At 71.9% G+C, this 18,973-nt stretch carries 15 protein-coding genes and 1 tRNA gene; 11 read left to right on the top strand and 5 right to left on the bottom strand.

Features of this window, described 5'->3' with window-relative positions:
• Positions 1-189 precede the first annotated feature (189 nt).
• A complete protein-coding gene (locus V7E46_RS23625; RefSeq protein WP_333770293.1) occupies positions 190-621 on the top strand; it encodes a GNAT family N-acetyltransferase in 432 nt (143 codons plus the stop codon).
• A 46-nt stretch (positions 622-667) separates the two neighbouring features.
• On the opposite strand, the gene V7E46_RS23620 is transcribed toward V7E46_RS23625, so the two are convergent.
• Positions 668-1,591 carry an NAD-dependent epimerase/dehydratase family protein gene (locus tag V7E46_RS23620; RefSeq protein ID WP_333770292.1) on the bottom strand — a complete coding sequence of 308 codons (924 nt, stop codon included), beginning with the start codon at positions 1,589-1,591 and terminating at the stop codon, positions 668-670.
• Between V7E46_RS23620 and V7E46_RS23615 the strand changes: the two genes are divergently transcribed.
• The 8 genes from V7E46_RS23615 to purM all read left to right on the top strand — a co-directional run bounded on the left by V7E46_RS23615 (position 1,517) and on the right by purM (position 10,639).
• Positions 1,517-2,203 (top strand): NAD(P)H-dependent oxidoreductase, encoded by a 687-nt coding sequence (locus V7E46_RS23615; protein ID WP_333770291.1) that lies wholly within the window; start codon positions 1,517-1,519, stop codon positions 2,201-2,203. The genes V7E46_RS23620 and V7E46_RS23615 overlap by 75 nt on opposite strands.
• A gap of 52 nt (positions 2,204-2,255) precedes the next feature.
• Positions 2,256-2,762: a DinB family protein gene (locus V7E46_RS23610; protein WP_333770290.1), complete on the top strand. Its 507-nt coding sequence runs from the start codon at positions 2,256-2,258 to the stop codon at positions 2,760-2,762.
• A 196-nt stretch (positions 2,763-2,958) separates the two neighbouring features.
• Positions 2,959-4,269 carry an MFS transporter gene (locus V7E46_RS23605; RefSeq protein WP_333770289.1) on the top strand — a complete coding sequence of 437 codons (1,311 nt, stop codon included), beginning with the start codon at positions 2,959-2,961 and terminating at the stop codon, positions 4,267-4,269.
• 77 nt (positions 4,270-4,346) lie between these two features.
• Positions 4,347-4,550 carry a DUF4177 domain-containing protein gene (locus tag V7E46_RS23600; RefSeq protein WP_333770288.1) on the top strand — a complete coding sequence of 68 codons (204 nt, stop codon included), beginning with the start codon at positions 4,347-4,349 and terminating at the stop codon, positions 4,548-4,550.
• 348 nt (positions 4,551-4,898) lie between these two features.
• Positions 4,899-6,578 carry a hypothetical protein gene (locus tag V7E46_RS23595; RefSeq protein WP_333770287.1) on the top strand — a complete coding sequence of 560 codons (1,680 nt, stop codon included), beginning with the start codon at positions 4,899-4,901 and terminating at the stop codon, positions 6,576-6,578.
• A 113-nt stretch (positions 6,579-6,691) separates the two neighbouring features.
• Positions 6,692-7,498, top strand: a complete 807-nt coding sequence (locus V7E46_RS23590; protein ID WP_333770286.1) for a maleylpyruvate isomerase family mycothiol-dependent enzyme — start codon at positions 6,692-6,694, stop codon at positions 7,496-7,498.
• 520 nt (positions 7,499-8,018) lie between these two features.
• A complete protein-coding gene (gene purF / locus V7E46_RS23585; RefSeq protein ID WP_329177726.1) occupies positions 8,019-9,536 on the top strand; it encodes an amidophosphoribosyltransferase in 1,518 nt (505 codons plus the stop codon).
• Positions 9,537-9,571: 35 nt separating this feature from the next.
• The gene (purM, locus tag V7E46_RS23580; protein WP_333770285.1) at positions 9,572-10,639 is read left to right on the top strand and encodes a phosphoribosylformylglycinamidine cyclo-ligase; all 1,068 of its coding nucleotides are present in this window, start codon (positions 9,572-9,574) and stop codon (positions 10,637-10,639) included.
• A gap of 117 nt (positions 10,640-10,756) precedes the next feature.
• Here the strand turns inward: purM and V7E46_RS23575 are convergent, their stop codons facing one another.
• Both V7E46_RS23575 and V7E46_RS23570 read right to left on the bottom strand, forming a co-directional pair.
• Entirely contained in the window at positions 10,757-11,026 is a 270-nt protein-coding gene (locus tag V7E46_RS23575) for a DUF3073 domain-containing protein (RefSeq protein WP_329177730.1), read from the bottom strand.
• 253 nt (positions 11,027-11,279) lie between these two features.
• Positions 11,280-12,401 carry a Leu/Phe/Val dehydrogenase gene (locus V7E46_RS23570; RefSeq protein ID WP_333770284.1) on the bottom strand — a complete coding sequence of 374 codons (1,122 nt, stop codon included), beginning with the start codon at positions 12,399-12,401 and terminating at the stop codon, positions 11,280-11,282.
• Positions 12,402-12,566: 165 nt separating this feature from the next.
• Between V7E46_RS23570 and V7E46_RS23565 the strand changes: the two genes are divergently transcribed.
• The gene (locus tag V7E46_RS23565) at positions 12,567-13,415 is read left to right on the top strand and encodes a hypothetical protein (protein ID WP_333770283.1); all 849 of its coding nucleotides are present in this window, start codon (positions 12,567-12,569) and stop codon (positions 13,413-13,415) included.
• A 419-nt stretch (positions 13,416-13,834) separates the two neighbouring features.
• Positions 13,835-14,041: a developmental transcriptional regulator BldC gene (gene bldC / locus V7E46_RS23560; protein ID WP_003949541.1), complete on the top strand. Its 207-nt coding sequence runs from the start codon at positions 13,835-13,837 to the stop codon at positions 14,039-14,041.
• 625 nt (positions 14,042-14,666) lie between these two features.
• On the opposite strand, the gene V7E46_RS23555 is transcribed toward bldC, so the two are convergent.
• Both V7E46_RS23555 and hrpA read right to left on the bottom strand, forming a co-directional pair.
• Positions 14,667-14,741: transfer RNA gene (locus V7E46_RS23555), tRNA-Asp, on the bottom strand.
• Positions 14,742-14,811: 70 nt separating this feature from the next.
• On the bottom strand, positions 14,812-18,753 hold the full coding sequence (gene hrpA / locus V7E46_RS23550) for an ATP-dependent RNA helicase HrpA (protein ID WP_333770282.1): 3,942 nt from the start codon (positions 18,751-18,753) through the stop codon (positions 14,812-14,814).
• Between the last annotated feature and the right edge of the window lie 220 nt (positions 18,754-18,973).

The following is an 18,973-nucleotide window of genomic DNA, read 5'->3' as shown; positions in this document are numbered from 1 at the left end:
CCCCTACCCCGCATCCCCACTCCTTTCCGCGCTCTGACCGCCACCGGGCCCTGACCCCGCCACGCGCGCCGTCCGGCGGGCCGGTGGCCTCGGCGGCCCGGGCGGACGCGGAGGCCACCGGGTCCTAGGCCCCGGCAGCCGAGGGATATTCGCTGGCCGGGCGGGTGGTGGGGCTGGTTGGGTGCGGGGATGAGTGATGGGCTTCCCGATGGCTACGAGATATCCACCGACCCTGCGCGGCTCGACGGCGGGCTGGTTCATCAGTGGCTGTCGCAGGACGCGTACTGGGCGCTCGGGCGCCCGCGTGAGAAGCAGGACGCGGCCATCGCGGGGTCCCTCAACTTCGGGCTCTACGACAGCGCGTCGGGGGCGCAGCTCGCGTACGCGCGGATCGTCAGCGACCTGGCCACCTTCGCGTGGCTCTGCGATGTGTACGTCGCGCCCGCCGCCCGCGGCAAGGGCATCGGCACCGCCCTGGTCGCCGCGGTCCGCGACCACCTCGCCCCCTACGGCCTGCGCCGCATCATGCTGGCCACCGCCGACGCCCACGAGGTGTACGCCAAGGTGGGCTTCACCCCGCTCACGGACCCGGCGAAGTGGATGGCCCTCGGCGAGCAGTGACGCTGCCGCCTGCCGCCTGCCGCCTGCCGCCTGCCGCCTGCCGCGCTCAGCCGCCCAGCTCGGCCGCGAAGCCCTCGCGCCACGTCGGGTAGCGCGGGGTCCAGGACAGGGCGTCCTTGGCCCGGGTGTTGTCGGCGCCGCGCAACCGCGTCATGTAGGCGGCACCCCACGTGCCCGCTGCGAGCCTGGCCATGGCGGTCGGGACCTTCCGCGGGGCGGGGGCGCCGAGCAGCGCCGCCACTCCCGGGAGCCAGTCGCGCAGCAGGGCGGGCTCGTCGTCGACGATGTTGAGGGCGCCGGTCACCTCCGGGCGGTCCAGGGCCGCGACGACGGCCGCCGCCGCGTCCCGGGCGTGGGTGAAGGAGAAGACGCCGCTGCCGTCGCCGACGACCGGCAGCCCGCGGGCCTCGATCTGCGCGATGCTCGACCCGCCGCGCCCCAAGGCGGTACCGGGTCCGTAGAGGTGCCCGAAGCGCAGGACCAGGCCGTCGGCGGCTGCGGTGATCCCCTCCAGGACTTCCAGCGCTTCCAGCGACGTCGCCCACTGCTTGGGCGGGCGCCGCCAGAAGGGCGCGTCCTCGTCGGCCGCGCCGGGCGCCGGGTCGTAGGCGTAGGCCAGGCCCTGTGCCAGGAAGCGGGCGCCGCCCGAGCCCCGTGCGGCCTCCGCGAGCGTCCTGGCGGACTCCGTACGCAGCCGGTTGGTGAGGGCGAAGTCCCGCTCCGTCCTGCGGGGGTTGATCCGCGCCGGGATGGCGGTGAGCAGGTGCACGACGGCGTCCGGTTCCGCCGTGCGCACGGCCTCGCGCAGCGCCGCCTGGTCGAGCGCGTCGACGGTGACGGTCCGTACGCCCGCGGCCCGCTCCCGCCCCGGTTTGCGTGACAGGGCGACGACCTCGTGCCCCGCGGCACTGAGCAGCGGGACGACCTGCCGCCCGACGACACCGGTCGCGCCCGCGACGACTACTCGCATGATGAGTCCTCTTCCTTCAACTGGCACTGCGTGGCACATGGACGGGATCAGGACGGGCGAGCGCGTCCCGGCGTGACAGTCGCGGATGTGACGCCGGTCACGCGAGCCGATCGGCTCAGGGCCGCGACAGCGCTTCGCCGGTGTCGTCGGCGCCCAGGTTGGCGAGCAGCCGGAGATTGTCCGCGTCGGTGCTGTCCGGCTCAGCTGCCGCGCTACGGGGCCGGCCCGTTCGCCGGCAAACGCGCCATGGTCGCCACCACCGTGGGCGGCAGGATCGGGCACTACACCGAGCGGGGAGTCAACGGCCCCATCGACGACCTGCTGTTCCCGGTCAACCACGGCGTGCTGTACTTCACCGGCTTCGACGTGCTGCCGCCGTTCGTCGAGCACAGCGCCGTCCACCTGGACGACCGGCACTACGCCGGGATCGCCGCACGCTACCGGCAGCGGCTCGCGACCGTCTTCACCGCCGAGCCGATCCCTTACCGCCCGGAACTGGGCAGCGACAACACCGGCCTGACGCACCAGGACGGCTCCGAGCTGATACCCGGCCGGGAATCGCCCGGCACCAGCGGATTCGCCCTCCACACCGCCCGCCGGGACCGGCGATGACGATCCGGCCCCGCCCCTCCTCGGCGGTCCGGCCCGGAGCCACAATGGTGCCGTGAGCACCGAACGGGCCGTGCCGCCCTCCATCGCCGGGGAGCGCGAGACGTTGCGCGGCTTCCTCGAACACCACCGGGCGACGCTTGCCGTCAAGTGCGAGGGGCTGGCGGACGAGGACTTGCGGCGGCAGTCCGTGCCGCCCTCGACGCTGAGCCTGCTCGGCCTCGTGCGCCACATGGCCGAGGTCGAGCGCGCCTGGTTCCGCCGGGTCGTCGGCGGTGAGGACATCCCGCTCGTCTGGTCGGACGCGATGGACTTCCAAGTCGCCTACGACGCGGCCGGCTCCACCCGCGCGGAGGCCTTCGCGGCCTGGCGCGCCGAGGTCGAGCACGCCCGCCGCATCGAGGCGGCGGCCCCCGACCTGGATGTCGTGGTCCGCAACTTCCGCGGCCAGGAGGACCTTTCGCTACGGACGATCATGCTGCACGTCATCCTGGAGTACGGCCGCCACAACGGCCACGCCGACCTCCTCCGCGAGGCCATCGACGGCACGGTCGGCGTGTAACGCCCGCCGGAGCCCCCGGCCCCGGCGGGTGAGCGCTCCCGGCCCGGATCCTGGCGGTCGTCCCGATCGGGGAGTACGGCCGCACCGTCGTCCAAGCCCGCGTCCGTCTCCTGGACCACACCCGGCGGCAGGGCAAGCCCCGTGGCGCGCACCGCAGTTCGCGCCGCCGTACGCCGGGGTACGTGGACACCGGTGCGTGCGCGGTGCGAGCATCGGAACGGTGGGCTTCAACGATCCAAAGCGCCGTCCGCTGCGGCGGCAGCGGGATTTCCTGCTGCTGTGGAGCGGGCAGACCGTCAGCGAGGTCGGTTCGCAGATCTCGGTGCTCGCGCTGCCGCTGGTGGCCGTCGTCGTGCTGAAGGCCGGCGCTTTCCAGATCGGGCTGCTGTCGGCGGCGGGGACGAGTGCGTATCTCCTGGTGGCGCTGCCCGCGGGGGCCGTGGTGGACCGGGTGGCCAAGCGGCGGCTGATGATCGGGTGCAACCTCGGGCTGCTCGCGGTGGTCGGCTCGGTGCCGGTCGCCCACGCGGCGGGTGTGCTGACCCTCGGGCAGCTCTACGGTGTCGCGCTCGCGTCCGGCGTGCTGTCGGTGTTCTTCTCGGTCGCCTACCAGAGCTATCTGCCGGCGCTGCTCGACCATGAGCAGCTGATGGACGGCAACGGCAAGCTCGCCGCCTCGCAGTCGGCCGCGCAGATCGCCGGGCCGGGGGCGGGCGCCGGCCTGGTCACGCTGGTCGGGGCCGCGGCGGCGATGACCGCGGACGCGCTGTCCTTCGCGGTGTCCGCCGCCTCGCTGGCCGCGATACGCACCCGCGAGCCGGTCCGTACGCCGGCGTCCGCGGCGGACAGGCCCACCCTGTGGGCGCAGATGGGGGCCGGGCTCGCGCATGTGGTGCGGGACCCGATCCTGCGCAAGGCAGTGGCCTTCAACGGCACCGCCAACTTCTTCGTGATCATGGTGGAAACGCTCGGCCCGGTCTTCCTGATCCGCACCCTGCGGATACGCCCCGGCCTTGTCGGGCTGCTGCTCGCGCTGGGAGCCGTCGGCGGTGTGGCGGGCGGGGTCGCCGCGAAGTCGCTGGCCCGGCGGGTGGGTTCGGCGCGGATCAGCTGGGTCGCGATGACCCTGCTGTCGCTGCCCGGACTGCTGATCCCGCTGGCCGGGCACGGCTGGTGGGTGCTGCTGTTCGGCGCCGGCTGGATCTCCTGGACCTTCGCCTCCACCGTCGCCGGTATCTCGCTGACCAGTTACCGCCAGGCGACCTGCCCGCCCGACCTGCTCGGCCGGGTCAGCGCCGCCGCCCGCTGGGTCAACTGGGGCACCCTGCCGCTCGGCAGCCTCGCCGGGGGAGCGCTCGCGGCCCTGCTCGGCGTGCGGACGACGCTGTGGATCGCCGTCGTCGGCGGCTGCTCCGCCGGCCTGTGGCTGTTCTTCTCGCCGCTGCGCACGATGCGCGACATCCCCCTCGGCCGCCCGGGACCCGTGCCCGCCGCCGGGGCGGCCTGACGGCGTAAGGGAGTTCGTGGTTGGCTGTCCGGACGTAGGACCGCCCGAACGAACCGGACCCGAGCGAGGACCAGAGCATGTACGAGTACAAGGTCGTCTCCTTCCGCGAATCGCTGATCGGCGACGCGCTCGACGGCGACAAGCTGGAGAAGACCCTGAACAAGCACGCGTCCGACGGCTGGGCGCTCAAGTCCGTCACCGCGGCCGACGTGAAGGGCCGGATAGGCCCCGGCGCCGTCGAGGGCCTGCTGCTCACCTTCGAGCGTCCCCGCCAGGGCTGACCGGCGCCGGCACCACCACCGGCCCGAGCGCCGGCACCGACGTGCACCCGTACCCATCCGGACCCGGACCCGGTACCCGTAACCGGACTTACGACGATCCGTAACCGGAGCCACGACGCCCGCCCCGCCCGCCTGCCCCTGTGGGTGAGCGGGCGGTGCCGCACCGGCGACAGGCCGGCCGTACGGGGCTCAACCGGCAAACCGGCCGAAACGCTGCGATCCGGTGGCGGTCCGGGCATGCTGGGCTGACTGTGCCGCGGGGCCGCTGGGGGGAGGGCATGTTCACGGGGTGACGCCACCCCCGGGGACCCGGCGCGCACGCAGCCGTCGCGAACCGGAGGACTCGCCATGTATCCGAAGCCTGCTCAACCACCCGCGCAGGGCCCCGCTCAAGGCCCTGCCCAAGTCCCCGGCCAGCAGGCCGCCCAGCCGGCGGCACGCGCCCTGCCGACCAGCACGATCCACGAGCGGGCACGGGAACTCGCCCGCCTCGCCGACGACTTGAGCGCACGTGTCACCGGCGGACTCGCCCGTCCCGACATGCTGGAGACCATGGACGCCCTGACCGGTTGGGCCGAGGAGGCCGTGGCCCAGGCGGAGGGATCGCCGGTCGGCGAAGGCCTGTTCGTGGCCCTCATCGAGGTCGGGAAGGCGCTGGACCGCTACGCGTCCATACGCTCCGACCCCGGGCCGGGCACGCACGGCCCGGTCCTGCGCGTGCTCGACTCGCTGTGGGGTCCGGTCCTGGCCGAGATGCAGCAGCCGTTCGCACCCGCCTTCGGCTCGCCCTCCTTCGGATTCGAGTGGCAGCTCGGCGACGCGAAGGTGACCACGCGGGATGTGCCCTCCAAGACGCTGCTCAAGAGCTGGAAGCACCAGGAAGCGGAGATCGTCCGGCTGGAGGTCGACGACACCGACCTGGAGTTCATCACCTCGCCGGTCACGACCTCGGCGGATCTCGACCGCCAACTCCAGTGCGTCATCGCCGAAGTGGCCGCGCTCCAGCGCAACGGCGGTGCGACGTACTACCTGCCGGAGCCGGCGCTGGACGATGTGGACGGCCACGAGCTGTTGCCGGCCGACTTCGCCGTGACCGTGGTGACCGGCCACTTCGTGCACGGCAAGGTCCAGGCCACCGGGGGCCGGCGGCTGGACCAGCTCGCCGACCTGCTGCTGACCTACGGGGGCAGCGGGGCGGCTGAGGCCGTGGCCAACGTCGACTTCTACAAACCCCTGGGCAGAGCGGCCCAGTTGCTGTATCTCGTGCGCTACTACGTGATCAGCCTGACCGCGGGGGTCAACGACAAGCAGGGCCCCAAGGTGCTGCTGCCGGTGATGTCCCGCACCGACTTCCACTCCGGCTATCTCCAGCTGAGCGCCGACGAACAGACCGACTTCCGCCGCTGCGTCGACTACCGGGGTGCGCACGGGCTGTTCGACGACTACCGTGCCACGGTCCTGATGCCGACGTCCCAGGGGAAGCGCGACCTCATCGGCGGCTACCTCGGGCCGGCCGGGTACCGGTACGCCGGTCCCACGATCGGCGCGTGGTTCGACTCGATCGTGGACGGCGACCCGACGACGCCCGCCACGGAGCCCACCGACCGCGACAACGACGGCGACGGCCCCCGCGGCGACCACCGGGACCTGCTGTCCCCGCCGCGCGGCTACCCCGCGCACCGGCAGGGCCGCCACTTCACCTACGCCATGGGCCGCTTCGGCACCGCGGGCGACGGCGCGATGCTGTTCGAACTGCGGGCGGTCAGGAAGGACGAGGCGTACGGCCTTGAGGACGCGGTCTCCCTCATGCGGGAGTTCGCCGCGAGCCAGCTCGCCGACGCCGCCGAACGCCTGGACCGCGTCAAGGCGGTGGCCGCCGACGTCCTGGCCGGCCTGAAGCAGCAGAACGTGGCGCCGAGGAATTACCTGGTGTCCGGCGACGCCGCGCTGAGGAAGGCCATGAAGGACGGCCCCGCGCTGGAGTTGCAGCTCGCCCAGGCGCTCCTCCGGATGCGGATCGCGGGATAACGCCCGCCCTGGGTCCCGCAGGCCCAGCCCCGGGTCCCCGGCCGCCCGGCCGCCGCGCCCCGGGGCCGCCGGGTCCCGCAAGCCCCCCGGGGCACCCGGACTACGCTCGCCGTATGCCGCAGACCAGCCGCCGCCGCGTGCGGACGTACGACCCCGACCGGACCTGGAGCGCGCTCCTCGCGCAGGCGGGCCATGTGCGCGACGCCGTCGAGGAGTTGGCGCCCGAGGCGTACGCGGGGGAGTCCGGGCTGCCCGGCTGGGACGTGCGGACCCTGGTCGCGCACATCGCACGGCAGGTCAATCTGCTCGGGGTGCTGCTGGCGGAGCCGGAGCCGGTCCCCGGGGGGAAGCCGACCGGGCTGGATGAGTGGACGCAGGCGACCGGGCCGATCGCCGACCAGCTGGACGCCTCGACCCGGGCCGCCGAGCAGGCGATGGGGGACCCGGTCGCGGCGATCGACGCGGCGGTGGACGGGCTCGGCCCGCTGCGGGCGCAGGCGCTGCGGCCGGGCAGGCTGATCCCCGAGCCCTTCGGCGGCATGCGGGCACTGGACTTCACGGTGACCCGGCTGGTGGAACTGGTGGTGCACAGCGACGACCTGGCCCGGGCGACCGGCCGCGAGGTCGCGTTCGACCGGCAGGCGGTGGCGGCCGTGGCGCGGGTGCTGGCGGACGGGCTGGCCGCGAAGGCACCGGGCAACGCGGTGGAGGTACGGGTGCCGCCCTATGCGGCGGTGCAGTGCGTGGAGGGGCCGCGGCACACCCGCGGCACCCCGCCGAATGTCGTCGAGACCGACCCGCTGACCTGGATCCGGCTCGCCACCGGGCGTACGGGCTGGGCCGAGGCGCTGGCCGCGGCGGCCGTCGCGGCCAGCGGGGAACGCGCGGACCTGGGACCGTACCTGCCGGTCATGCGGTGACACACGGGTCGTACGGCGACCTGCCCGTCATACAGTGCGGCGCCCGTAATGCACCGGAACAACCCTATCCTGGCGTGGCGTAATTACGCCGGTAATCTCCCGCGGTATATGCCGGGGAGGTGTGTGCTCCTAGAATTCCGGGAGCGGATCCATCCGGAATGCTGAATTCCGTGTGTTCGAGCCGCCCTGGAGACGCGCCCGCCGGAACCCCCGTACCGGCGGGCGTCTCACATCCGCGGCACACCCGCAGCGGACCCGCGGCACACCGCCGCGACCCCGCCGACGGCGGGCTTTCCGGCCACCGCGCCGGCGGTTTCCGGCCGGCGCCCCGCGATGGCCCTAGGCTGACCCCCGGTCATCAGAGCCCGCCGACCGGAGCAACCCCCGTACCGGCCGGCGCACCCGCGCCTTGGGGGGCACGTCACACCCCCGTGTCCCCCAAGGCGCTACGCGCATAGAAGCGCAGATCGGGTCGGTCCCTCGTTCGGACGAGCGGCGAACCTGCCCTAGACTCGTGAACGTGCCTCGTGGTGACGGACGACTCAGCCACGACCTGCTCCCCGGCGAGAAGGGCCCCCAGGACGCGTGTGGCGTCTTCGGTGTCTGGGCCCCCGGCGAAGAGGTCGCCAAACTCACCTATTTCGGGCTGTACGCCCTGCAGCACCGCGGACAGGAGTCCGCGGGCATCGCAGTGAGCAACGGCTCCCAGATTCTGGTCTTCAAGGACATGGGACTGGTCTCCCAGGTCTTCGACGAAACCTCGCTCGGCTCGCTGACCGGCCACATCGCCGTCGGCCACGCCCGCTACTCGACCACCGGCGCCTCGGTGTGGGAGAACGCGCAGCCCACCTTCCGCGCCACCGGCCACGGCTCCATCGCCCTCGGCCACAACGGCAACCTGGTCAATACCGCCGAGCTGGCGGAGATGGTCGCCGACCTGCCGCGGACCCCGGGCAGGACCACCCGGGTGGCCGCGACCAACGACACCGATCTCATCACCGCCCTGCTCGCCGGGCAGACCGCGGCCGACGGCACCCCGCTGTCGGTCGAGCAGGCCGCACCCCTCGTGCTGCCGAAAATCAAGGGTGCTTTCAGCCTCGTTTACATGGACGAGCACACCCTCTACGCCGCCCGCGACCCGCAGGGCATCCGCCCGCTGGTGCTGGGCCGCCTGGAGCGCGGCTGGGTCGTCGCCTCGGAGAGCGCCGCCCTCGACATCTGCGGCGCCAGCTTCGTCCGCGAGATCGAGCCGGGCGAGCTGGTCGCCATCGACGAGCAGGGCCTGCGCACGTCCCGCTTCGCCGAGGCCCGCCCCAAGGGCTGCGTGTTCGAATACGTCTACCTCGCCAGGCCCGACACCGACATCGCGGGCCGCAACGTCTACCTGTCCCGGGTCGAGATGGGCCGCCGGCTCGCCAAGGAGGCGCCGGTCGACGCCGACCTGGTGATACCGACCCCGGAGTCCGGAACCCCGGCCGCGGTCGGATACGCCGAGGCCAGCGGCATCCCGTACGGCTCGGGCCTGGTCAAGAACAGCTACGTCGGGCGGACCTTCATCCAGCCCTCGCAGACCATCAGGCAGCTCGGCATCCGGCTCAAGCTCAACCCGCTCAAGGAAGTCATCCGCGGCAAGCGCCTGGTGGTCGTGGACGACTCGATCGTCCGCGGCAACACCCAGCGCGCCCTGGTGCGGATGCTGCGCGAGGCGGGCGCCGCGGAGGTGCACGTACGGATCTCCTCGCCGCCGGTGAAGTGGCCGTGCTTCTTCGGCATAGATTTCGCCACCCGCGCGGAGCTGATCGCCAACGGCATGACGGTCGAGGAGATCGGCACCTCGCTGGGCGCCGACTCGCTCGCGTACATCTCGCTCGACGCCATGGTCGAGGCCACCACGATCGCCAAGCCCAACCTGTGCCGGGCCTGCTTCGACGGTGAATACCCGATGGACCTGCCCGACCCCGAGCTGCTGGGCAAGCAGCTGCTGGAAGTCGAGCTGGCCGGCGGCGCTGACGCCGCCGACGCCCTGCGCAGGCCGTGAGCCCCCTGCCGTACCCCGACACGAAAGTGCCAGCCATGTCTGAGACAACCGGTGCCAGCTACGCCGCCGCGGGCGTCGACATCGAGGCCGGCGACCACGCCGTCACCTTGATGAAGGAGTGGGTGCGCAAGGCCACCCGCCCCGAGGTGGTCGGCGGGCTCGGCGGCTTCGCGGGCCTCTTCGACGCCTCCGCGCTCAAGGGCTACGAGCGCCCGCTGCTGGCCTCCGCGACGGACGGGGTCGGCACCAAGGTGGACATCGCCCGCCGGATGGGCGTCTACGACACGATCGGCCACGACCTGGTCGGCATGGTCGTGGACGACCTCGTGGTGTGCGGGGCCGAGCCGCTGTTCATGACCGACTACATCTGCGTCGGCAAGGTCTACCCCGAGCGGGTAGCCGCCATCGTCAAGGGCATCGCCGAAGGCTGTGTGCTGGCCGGCTGCGCCCTGGTCGGCGGCGAGACCGCCGAGCACCCCGGGCTGCTGGGCGCCGACGAATTCGACGTCGCGGGGGCGGGCACCGGCGTGGTCGAGGCCGACCGGCTGCTGGGCGCGGACCGGATCCGCAACGGCGACGCGGTGATCGCGATCGAGTCGTCCGGGCTTCACTCGAACGGGTACAGCCTGGTCCGCCATGTGCTCTTCGACCGGGCCGGCTGGGAGCTGGACCGGGAGATCCCCGAGCTGGGCAGGGCGCTGGGCGAGGAGCTGCTGGAGCCGACGAGGATCTACTCGCTGGACTGCCTGGCCCTGACCCGTACCGCCGAGGTGCACGCCTTCTCGCACATCACCGGCGGCGGCCTGGCCAACAACCTGGCCCGGGTCGTACCGGACGGCCTGCGGGCCACCGTCGAGCGTTCGACGTGGACGCCCGCGCCGATCTTCGACCTGGTCGGCGCGGCCGGGCGGGTCGAGCGCCCGGAGCTGGAGAAGACGCTGAACATGGGCGTCGGCATGATCGCGGTGCTGCCCCAGGAGTCGGTCGAGGTGGCCCTGGCCACGCTGGCGGACCGCGGGGTGGACGCCTGGGTCGCGGGTGGGATCACGGCACGCGAGAGCGGCGCCGCGGCCGTGGAGCTGGTCGGCGACTACGCGGGCTGACCCGGCGGCGTGGCCGGATTCGTACCCTGGCCGGCGCTGCCGCGCCGGGGCATGACGAAACCCGGTCCGGGGCTGATCGCCCCCGGCCGGGTCAGCGTGTGTGGTGACCTCGCTGCGTCAAGCGCGACGACGTTGCGACGAGGGCGAGGAGTCGGACGACTGGTCGTCCTCGTCATCGTCGTCGTCGTTGTACCGATCCGCGTACTGCGCGTACGGGTCGTCGTCGTCCAACTCGTCGTCATCGTCCTCGACAGGCTCCGGATTAACCGGCCTCGACGGCGATGCGCCCAGCTCGTCGGCCAGACGTGAGAGATCCGTACCGCCGCTGTTGTACTTCAGCTGGCGGGCGACCTTCGTCTGCTTGGCCTTGGCCCGGCCGCGCCCCATGGCTCGACCCCCTTAACGGCGGGGCTCAACGGCCCCGAGTCTTGACACGCGTTCATGATGCGGAGCGGCCTCTCCGGAGAGAGACCGGTCCGTAGGGCCTCAACGGTACCTGCTTCCGACGCCGCACGGTACGTCGCCCGCACGACGCGCGTCGGATCAGGGGCCTTTCGCGACCCTGTCCTGCCTGGTCAGGGCCGATTTTACCTTCTTCTAGCGCGAACTTGCTATCGGGCCGTGCGTTCGGTCACGTGCGTCACTCCGGGCGCAGCCATTCCGCCGCCGGAGTGCGCTCCGCCATCCGGTGCTCAGCCAGCCGGTCGGCGGCGACCGCGGGCGGAACGCCGTCGGACTTCGCGCGATCGAAAATGGCCAGAGTCGTGTCGTAGATCTTCGTCGCCTTGGCCTTGGCCCGGTCGAAATCGAAACCGTGCAGTTCGTCCGCGACCTGGATCACACCGCCGGCGTTCACCACGTAGTCCGGCGCGTAGAGGATGCCGCGGCCGGCGAGGTCCTTCTCGACGCCGGGGTGCGCCAGCTGGTTGTTGGCCGCGCCGCACACCACGGTCGCGGTCAGGGCCGCGACGGTCGCGTCGTCCAGGGCGCGGCCCAGCGCGCAGGGGGCGTAGACGTCCAGCGGGGTGCGTACCAGCACCTCGGCGTCGCTCACCGCGCCGACGCCCGGGTGCCGGGCGGTGACGGCCTCCACCGCGCCGGCGCGCACGTCGGTGACGACGACCTCGGCGCCGTCCTCCACAAGGTGCCGCACCAGGTGCTTGCCGACCTTGCCGACGCCCGCGACACCGACCCTGCGGCCGCGCAGGGAGGGCTCGCCCCACTGGACGCGGGCGGCGGCGCGCATGCCCTGGAAGACGCCGAAGGCGGTCAGCACGGAGGAGTCCCCGGCGCCGCCGTGCTCGGGGGAGCGGCCGGTGGTCCAGCGGTTCTCGCGGGCGACGACGTCCATGTCCGCGACGTAGGTGCCGACGTCGCACGCGGTCACGTAGCGCCCGCCGAGCGAGGCGACGAAGCGGCCGTAGGCGAGGAGCAGCTGCTCGGTCTTGTCCGTGTCGGGGTCGCCGATGACGACGGCCTTGCCGCCGCCGTGGTCGAGCCCGGCCAGCGCGTTCTTGTACGACATGCCGCGGGCGAGGTTGAGCGCGTCCTCGACGGCCTCCTCGTCGGAGGCGTAGGGGAAGAAACGGGTACCGCCCAGGGCGGGGCCCAGGGCGGTGGAGTGGAGCGCGATCACGGCCCTGAGGCCCGATGCGCGGTCCTGGCAGAGAACGACCTGCTCGTGTCCGCCCTGCTCCGATCGGAACAGCTTGGCGATGACACTCTCGGTCTGTCGTACGTCGGTCACGGTGGTGACTCCCATAGTCCAGTGGTCCCAGTGCTGCGGGTGTTTCGCGCCCCCCGTGCGGGTGGCGGGCGGGGTTGATGCGCAACAGCGTAGGCCCTGCCGGGTGGCCGGGATCACGTCCGGCCGGCCCGGCCGCGTGGGACGATCGTCGGGACGGCACGGTGGCGCGAGGGAGCTGGTGTGGGCGGTTCACCGGTAGTGGTCCCGTACGCGGCGTATTTGCGGGTCTACGAGCCGCTGACGGCCTTTCCCGAGCCCGAGCGCAGCCACTGGCGCCGGTATGCCGCGGCCGACCCCGGACGGACCGCACAGGACGAGCTGAGGCAGTCGCTGGCCGGTCTGATCCCGGTGCCGCCGATCGCCGTCCCGGTGCACGAGAGCGCCGACGCCTTCGTCGCCGTGGTCGGCGGTGTCACCCACGTCTGCCCCTGGCGCACCCGGCTGCGCGGCTGGCTGGCTCTTGAGCAGGCCGGCGAGCTGCTGCCGGAGCCGGTGCTCGACGCGATGCTGCCGCCGGTCGTACGGCTCCAGGTCGCGGCCGACCACGAGTCGTGGCGCGAGCGCAACCCCGACGCGCGCCCCTGGATCCGCAGTGCCACCTGGCACGTGCCGGTGCGCTGGTTCGTCCTGGTCGCCGACGACGAGCGGGAGTACGAGCCGGCGGGCGCCGGTGAGTCCAAGGAGCCGCTGCTGCGCTACCGCACCCCCATGGTCCAGGCCAGGCGCCGGGTCGCGCGGGGGCTGCGGGTGCTCAGGGAGGCCTTCGACGACGGCAGCCCCTTGGTCGACGGGCTGATCGACGTCGGCCGCTGGCTGGAAGAGTTTCACCCGCGCTCGCTGGTGGAACTGGACTACGGCGGGCTGGTGCACGCCCTCGGTCCCGACGGGCTCGCCGACGACCGCTCGGCGGCCGACGTCGCCGAGGGCCTCGCCGCGCTGCGCGCCGGCGACTCGGGTGCGGCCGGGGTCGCGTACGAACGCCTGACCGAGCGGTGGCGGTCGGTACGGGAACGCCAGTTCCTCAGCTGAGCCGGCGCTCCACGCGAACGGGCGTTTGTGGATCTTAGGCCCAAGGGTGACGGAGAGCACGTACCCGGAGTCTTGCCTGCATCACCATGTGTCATGCCAAAATGGGACAACGGGTCCGCCTCGGGCTTGTTTCGAAGGTGGGGATGTTGCAGATGATCGTCCTGTGACTGATCGTCACGCTCGCGTGACTGTCCGTTATGACACGGTCCATCGGCTTCCGTCGAGCTTGAACACCTGAGAGGGCAAATCCATCGGTTTGGCCGACGCGGCTGGACGGATGGTGTAGTTGTAGTGCCGAGGACAAGCCGTTCGTCCTATTACCGACTCGGCCCGCGTCTGCCATTTCGGGCAACGTGGGTCAAGGTGCAGAATTTAGAGGAAAGAACCGCGTTGGTTCGGTTCTCTCAAGGAGGCCGCTCATGACCGCTCGCACCCCTGATGCCGAGCCGTTGCTAACCCCTGCCGAGGTCGCGACCATGTTCCGCGTCGACCCCAAGACGGTCACGCGCTGGGCCAAGGCAGGCAAGCTCACGTCCATCCGCACGCTGGGCGGGCACCGCCGCTATCGCGAAGCGGAGGTCCGTGCGCTGCTCGCGGGTATTCCGCAGCAGCGCAGCGAGGCCTGACAGCCCTTTTGGGCGCCGGCCCCCCTTTTCGGCGCCCGGCCGTACGGCTCACCTGCCCCCATCAGGGACGGCCCGAGGCTTCGGTTCCACCCGCTCCACCCGCTCCGCCTGCACCACCGGATCCACCCGCGCTACCCCGCACTACCCGCACCACCCTGTACCACCTGGATCCCGCCGGATCCGCTCGTAACACCGCACAGCACCACGCGTCACCAGGATCGCATCGGACTCCGCCGGGTTCGATGCGGTCCTTTTTCGTGCCTTGGGCGTACGTCCCGGACGGGGTGCCATTGCACATATTAAATCGACAGCCCTCCGGAGGGCGTCGAGTTCCGCGATTCCGAATCGACTTTACGTGACTCCCGTCACACGTGTGGGGCTTGTGGATCTTGCGGGCGGTGCGGTAGTGAACTCCCGCGTCAGGAGGGGGCGTACGGAGGCCCGTGTGGCGGGGCGTGCCCACAAAAAGACCCGGCTTCGCTGGCGAAACCGGGTCGTGGCGCTCGGGGTCGGGTGCGCGGTCGTGCGCCGCGTGCTCGGGCCGGGCCCGCGGACGGCCCGCGTCCGGGTGCGGACATGCGAACGGCCCGCATCCATAGGGACGGCGGGCCGTTCGTAAGTTGTGCGGTCCTGACGGGATTTGAACCCGCGGCCTCCACCTTGACAGGGTGGCGAGCACTCCAAACTGCTCCACAGGACCTTGCTTCGAGACAGACTGTACAGCAGGTCAGGGGGTGCGGTCGAACTCGGTCGCCGCGGGGTGGGGCGGGTCAGCCCCAGGCCTCGTCCAGGGCCTTGAAGATGCGTTTGTCGGAGACCGGGAAGGCCGTGCCCAGCGCGTGCGCGAAGTAGCTGACCCGCAGTTCCTCGATCATCCAGCGGATCTCGCGCACCGCGGCGGGGACCGGCCGCCCGGCCGGCTGGGCGGCCAGCAGCTGGGCGTACTCCGTTTGGATCTCGCGGACCTTCTCCATCCGGGTGGCGTCCCGTTGCGCGCCGGTCGGCATCTGCTGGAGCCGGCGGTCGGCGGCGACCAGGTAGCGCATCAGGTCGGGCAGCCGCTTGAGGCCCGCCGCGGTCACGAAACCGGGGTGCACGAGGCCGTCCAGCTGCTCCTTGACGTCCTGGAGGTTCGCGACCAGGACCAGGCTCCTGGTGTCCTTCAGGCGGCGCTCGCAGGAGTGCCAGGCGGCCAGCACCTGCTGGACCCGCTGGACGCTGCGGCCGGTCAGCTCGACCAGCTCCGCCCGCACCGCGTCGTACAGCTTGCGGTAGCCCTGCTCGTCCCACGCGGGACCGCCGTGCTGGGCGATCAGCCGGTCGGCCGCGGCGGTGGCGCAGTCCTCGAACAGCGCCTGCACACTCCCGTGCGGATTCCTGGACAGCGCCAGCTTCTGCTGGTTGGACAGCTGGTCGGCGACGAATTTGGCCGGGTTCACCGGCACATTGAGCAGGATCAGCCGGCGCGTCCCGCGCCACATCGCCGCGGCCTGCTCCGGCTCGGTGTCGAAGAGCCGCACCGCCACCGAGGTGCCTTCGTCGACCAGCGCCGGATACGCCTTCACCGGCTGCCCCGAGCGCCGGGCCTCGAACGTGCGCGGCAGCGCGCCGATCGTCCAGTCCTTGAGCCCGGTGCGCTGCTCGACCGACGCCAGCGCCGGGTCCGAGGCGCGCTCGAAGGCCTTCGTGATGGCCTCCCGCGTCTTCGGCTTGAGCCGCAGCTTGAGCGCGTCGAGGTCCTTGTCCTCCGCGATCGTCCTGCGCCGCTCGTCGCTCACCCGGAAGGTGACCTTGAGGTGGTCGGGCACCTTCGCCAGGTCGAAGTCCTCCGCGGTGACCGGCACACCGACCATCCGCTGCAATTCCCTCGCCAGCACCAGCGGCAGCGGATCGGGCCCCGCGACCGCCCGGTCCAGGAACGCCTTCGCGTAGTTCGGCGCGGGCACGTAATGCCGCCTGATCGGCTTGGGCAGCGAGCGGATCAGCTCGGTGACGACCTGCTCGCGCAGGCCCGGGATCTGCCAGTCGAAGCCGTCAGGAACCGCCTGGTTGAGCACCTGGAGCGGGATGTGCACGGTCACGCCGTCGGCGTCGGCGCCCGGCTCGAACTGGTAGGTGACGCGGAACTTCAGCGCGCCCTGCCGCCAGGAGTCGGGGTAGTCGGCCTTGGTGACGGCCTCCGCGTTCTCGTTGATCAGCATGGAGTGCTCGAAATTGAGCATCTCCGGTTCCTCGCGCCGCTTGGCCTTCCACCAGGAGTCGAAGTGGGCGCCGGACACGACGTGTTCGGGCAGCTTGGCGTCGTAGAAGTCGTACAGCGTCTCGTCGTCGACCAGGATGTCCCGCCGCCTGGCCCGGTGTTCCAGCTCCTCGACCTCGCCGAGCAGCTTGCGGTTGGCGTGGAAGAACTCGTGGTGGGTGCGCCAGTCGCCCTCGACCAGGGCGTTGCGGATGAACAGCTCGCGGGAGACCTCGGCGTCGATCCGCCCGTAGTTGACCTTGCGCTGGGCGATCAGCGGGACCCCGTAGAGGGTCACCTTCTCGTACGCCATCACCGCCGCCTGGTCCTTCTCCCAGTGCGGCTCGCTGTAGCTGCGCTTGACCAGGTGCTGGGCCAGCGGCTCGACCCACTCCGGCTCGATCCGCGCGTTGACCCGCGCCCACAGCCGGGAGGTCTCCACCAGCTCGGCCGACATGATCCAGCGCGGCGGCTTCTTGAACAGCGCGGAGCCGGGGAAGACCGCGAACTTGGCGCTGCGGGCGCCCAGGTACTCGTTCTTGTCGGTGTCCTTGAGCCCCAGGTGGGACAGCAGCCCGGCCAGCAGCGACTGGTGCACCCGTACCGGGTCGGCCGCGTCGTCCCCGGACTTCGGCTCGGCCACCGCGATCCCGAGCGACTTCGCGACCGAGCGCAGCTGGCTGTAGATGTCCTGCCATTCGCGGATCCGCAGGTAGTTCAGGAACTCGCCCCGGCACATCCGGCGGAAGGCCGAGGAGGACAACTCCTTCTGCCGGCCCCTGACGTACGTCCACAGGTGCAGGAAGGCCAGGAAGTCGCTGCTCTCGTCCCGGAAGCGGGCGTGCTGCTGGTCGGCCTGCTGCTGCTTGTCCGAGGGGCGCTCGCGCGGGTCCTGGACGGACAGCGCCGCCGCGATCACCATCACCTCGCGCACGCATCCGTTGCGCTCCGCCTCCAGCACCATCCGCGCCAGCCGCGGGTCCACCGGGAGCTGCGCGAGCTTGCGCCCGGTCTGCGTCAGCCGCTTGCGCGCGTCCTTCTGCTGCGGGTCCAGCGCGCCCAGCTCTTCGAGGAGTTGGACACCGTCCTTGATGTTGCGGCTGTCCGGCGGGTCGATGAAGGGGAAGCGCGCGATGTCGCCGAGCCCGGCCGCCGTCATCTGCAGGATCACCGACGCCAGGTTCGTCCGCAGGATCTCGGCGTCGGTGAACTCCGGCCGGGACAGGAAGTCGTCCTCGTCGTAGAGCCTGACGCAGATGCCGTCCGACGTACGCCCGCAGCGCCCCTTGCGCTGGTTCGCACTGGCCTGGCTGACCGGCTCGATCGGCAGCCGCTGCACCTTCGTACGGTGGCTGTAGCGCGAGATGCGGGCGGTGCCCGGGTCGATGACGTAGCGGATGCCCGGGACGGTGAGCGAGGTCTCGGCCACATTCGTCGCCAGCACGATCCGGCGGCCCGCGTGCTGCTGGAAGACCCGGTGCTGCTCGGCCGACGACAACCGGGCGTAGAGCGGCAGCACTTCGGTGTGCCTGAGGTTCTTCTTCACCAGCGCGTCCGCCGTGTCGCGGATCTCCCGCTCGCCGGACAGGAAGACCAGGATGTCGCCGGGGCCCGCCGCCTGCAGCTCGTCCACGGCGTCGCAGATCGCGGTGATCTGGTCCCGGTCGCCGTCCTCGCCGCCCTCCTCCAGCAGCGGCCGGTACCTGACCTCCACCGGATACGTACGCCCGCTGACCTCCACGATCGGCGCGTCCCCGAAGTGCCGCGAGAAGCGCTGCGGGTCGATCGTCGCCGAGGTGATGATCACCTTGAGGTCGGGGCGGCGGGGCAGCAGCTGGGCCAGATAGCCCAGAATGAAGTCGATGTTGAGGCTGCGCTCGTGGGCCTCGTCGATGATGATCGTGTCGTACGCACGCAGCTCGCGGTCGGTCTGGATCTCCGCGAGCATGATGCCGTCCGTCATCAGTTTGACCAGCGTCGAGTCCCCGACCTGGTCGGTGAAGCGCACCTTCCAGCCGACCGCCTCGCCCAGCGGCGTCCGCAGCTCCTCGGCGACCCGCTCCGCGACCGTGCGGGCCGCGATCCGGCGCGGCTGCGTATGCCCGATCAGGCCGCGCACCCCGCGGCCCAGCTCCAGGCAGATCTTCGGGATCTGCGTCGTCTTGCCCGAGCCGGTCTCGCCCGCGACGATCACGACCTGGTGGTCGCGCACCGCCGCCAGGATGTCGTCCTTCTTCTGGCTGACCGGCAGCTCCGGCGGGTACGTGATCGCCGGTACGGCCGCCCGGCGGGCCGCTATGCGCTGCTCGCCCTTGCCGATCTCGGCGTCGATCTCCGCGAGCACCCCGGCGCGCGCCTCCGGCCTCCTGATGCGCCGGGCACCGTCGAGCCGCCGCCCGAGCCGCTGCTCGTCGCGCAGGGTGAGGGCGGGGAGGCGTTCGGCCAGTTCAGCGGTGGTCGCGTAAGTAGACATACGCGACCCAGGATCGCACCTGCCGGGCACCCCCGGCGACCCCATTTACCGGGGCTGCCCCCGGGCACCCTCCCGCCGGCGCGGTGCCTCAGCGCGCCGCTGCGCCGCCGGGCCCCTTCCGCCGGCGCGGGGCCGGGCTGCTGCTGCGGCAGGGGATGCCCCTCGCCCGGGCGCGGCGGCTCTGGGGGTTCCCCTTCGGCAGGGGGGTGCCTACCTGGGG

Origin of the sequence: Streptomyces sp. IBSBF 2435 (assembly GCF_036815005.1) — a bacterium.
Classification (GTDB): Bacteria; Actinomycetota; Actinomycetes; order Streptomycetales; family Streptomycetaceae; genus Actinacidiphila.
This window is presented reverse-complemented; position numbering and strand designations above follow the sequence as displayed.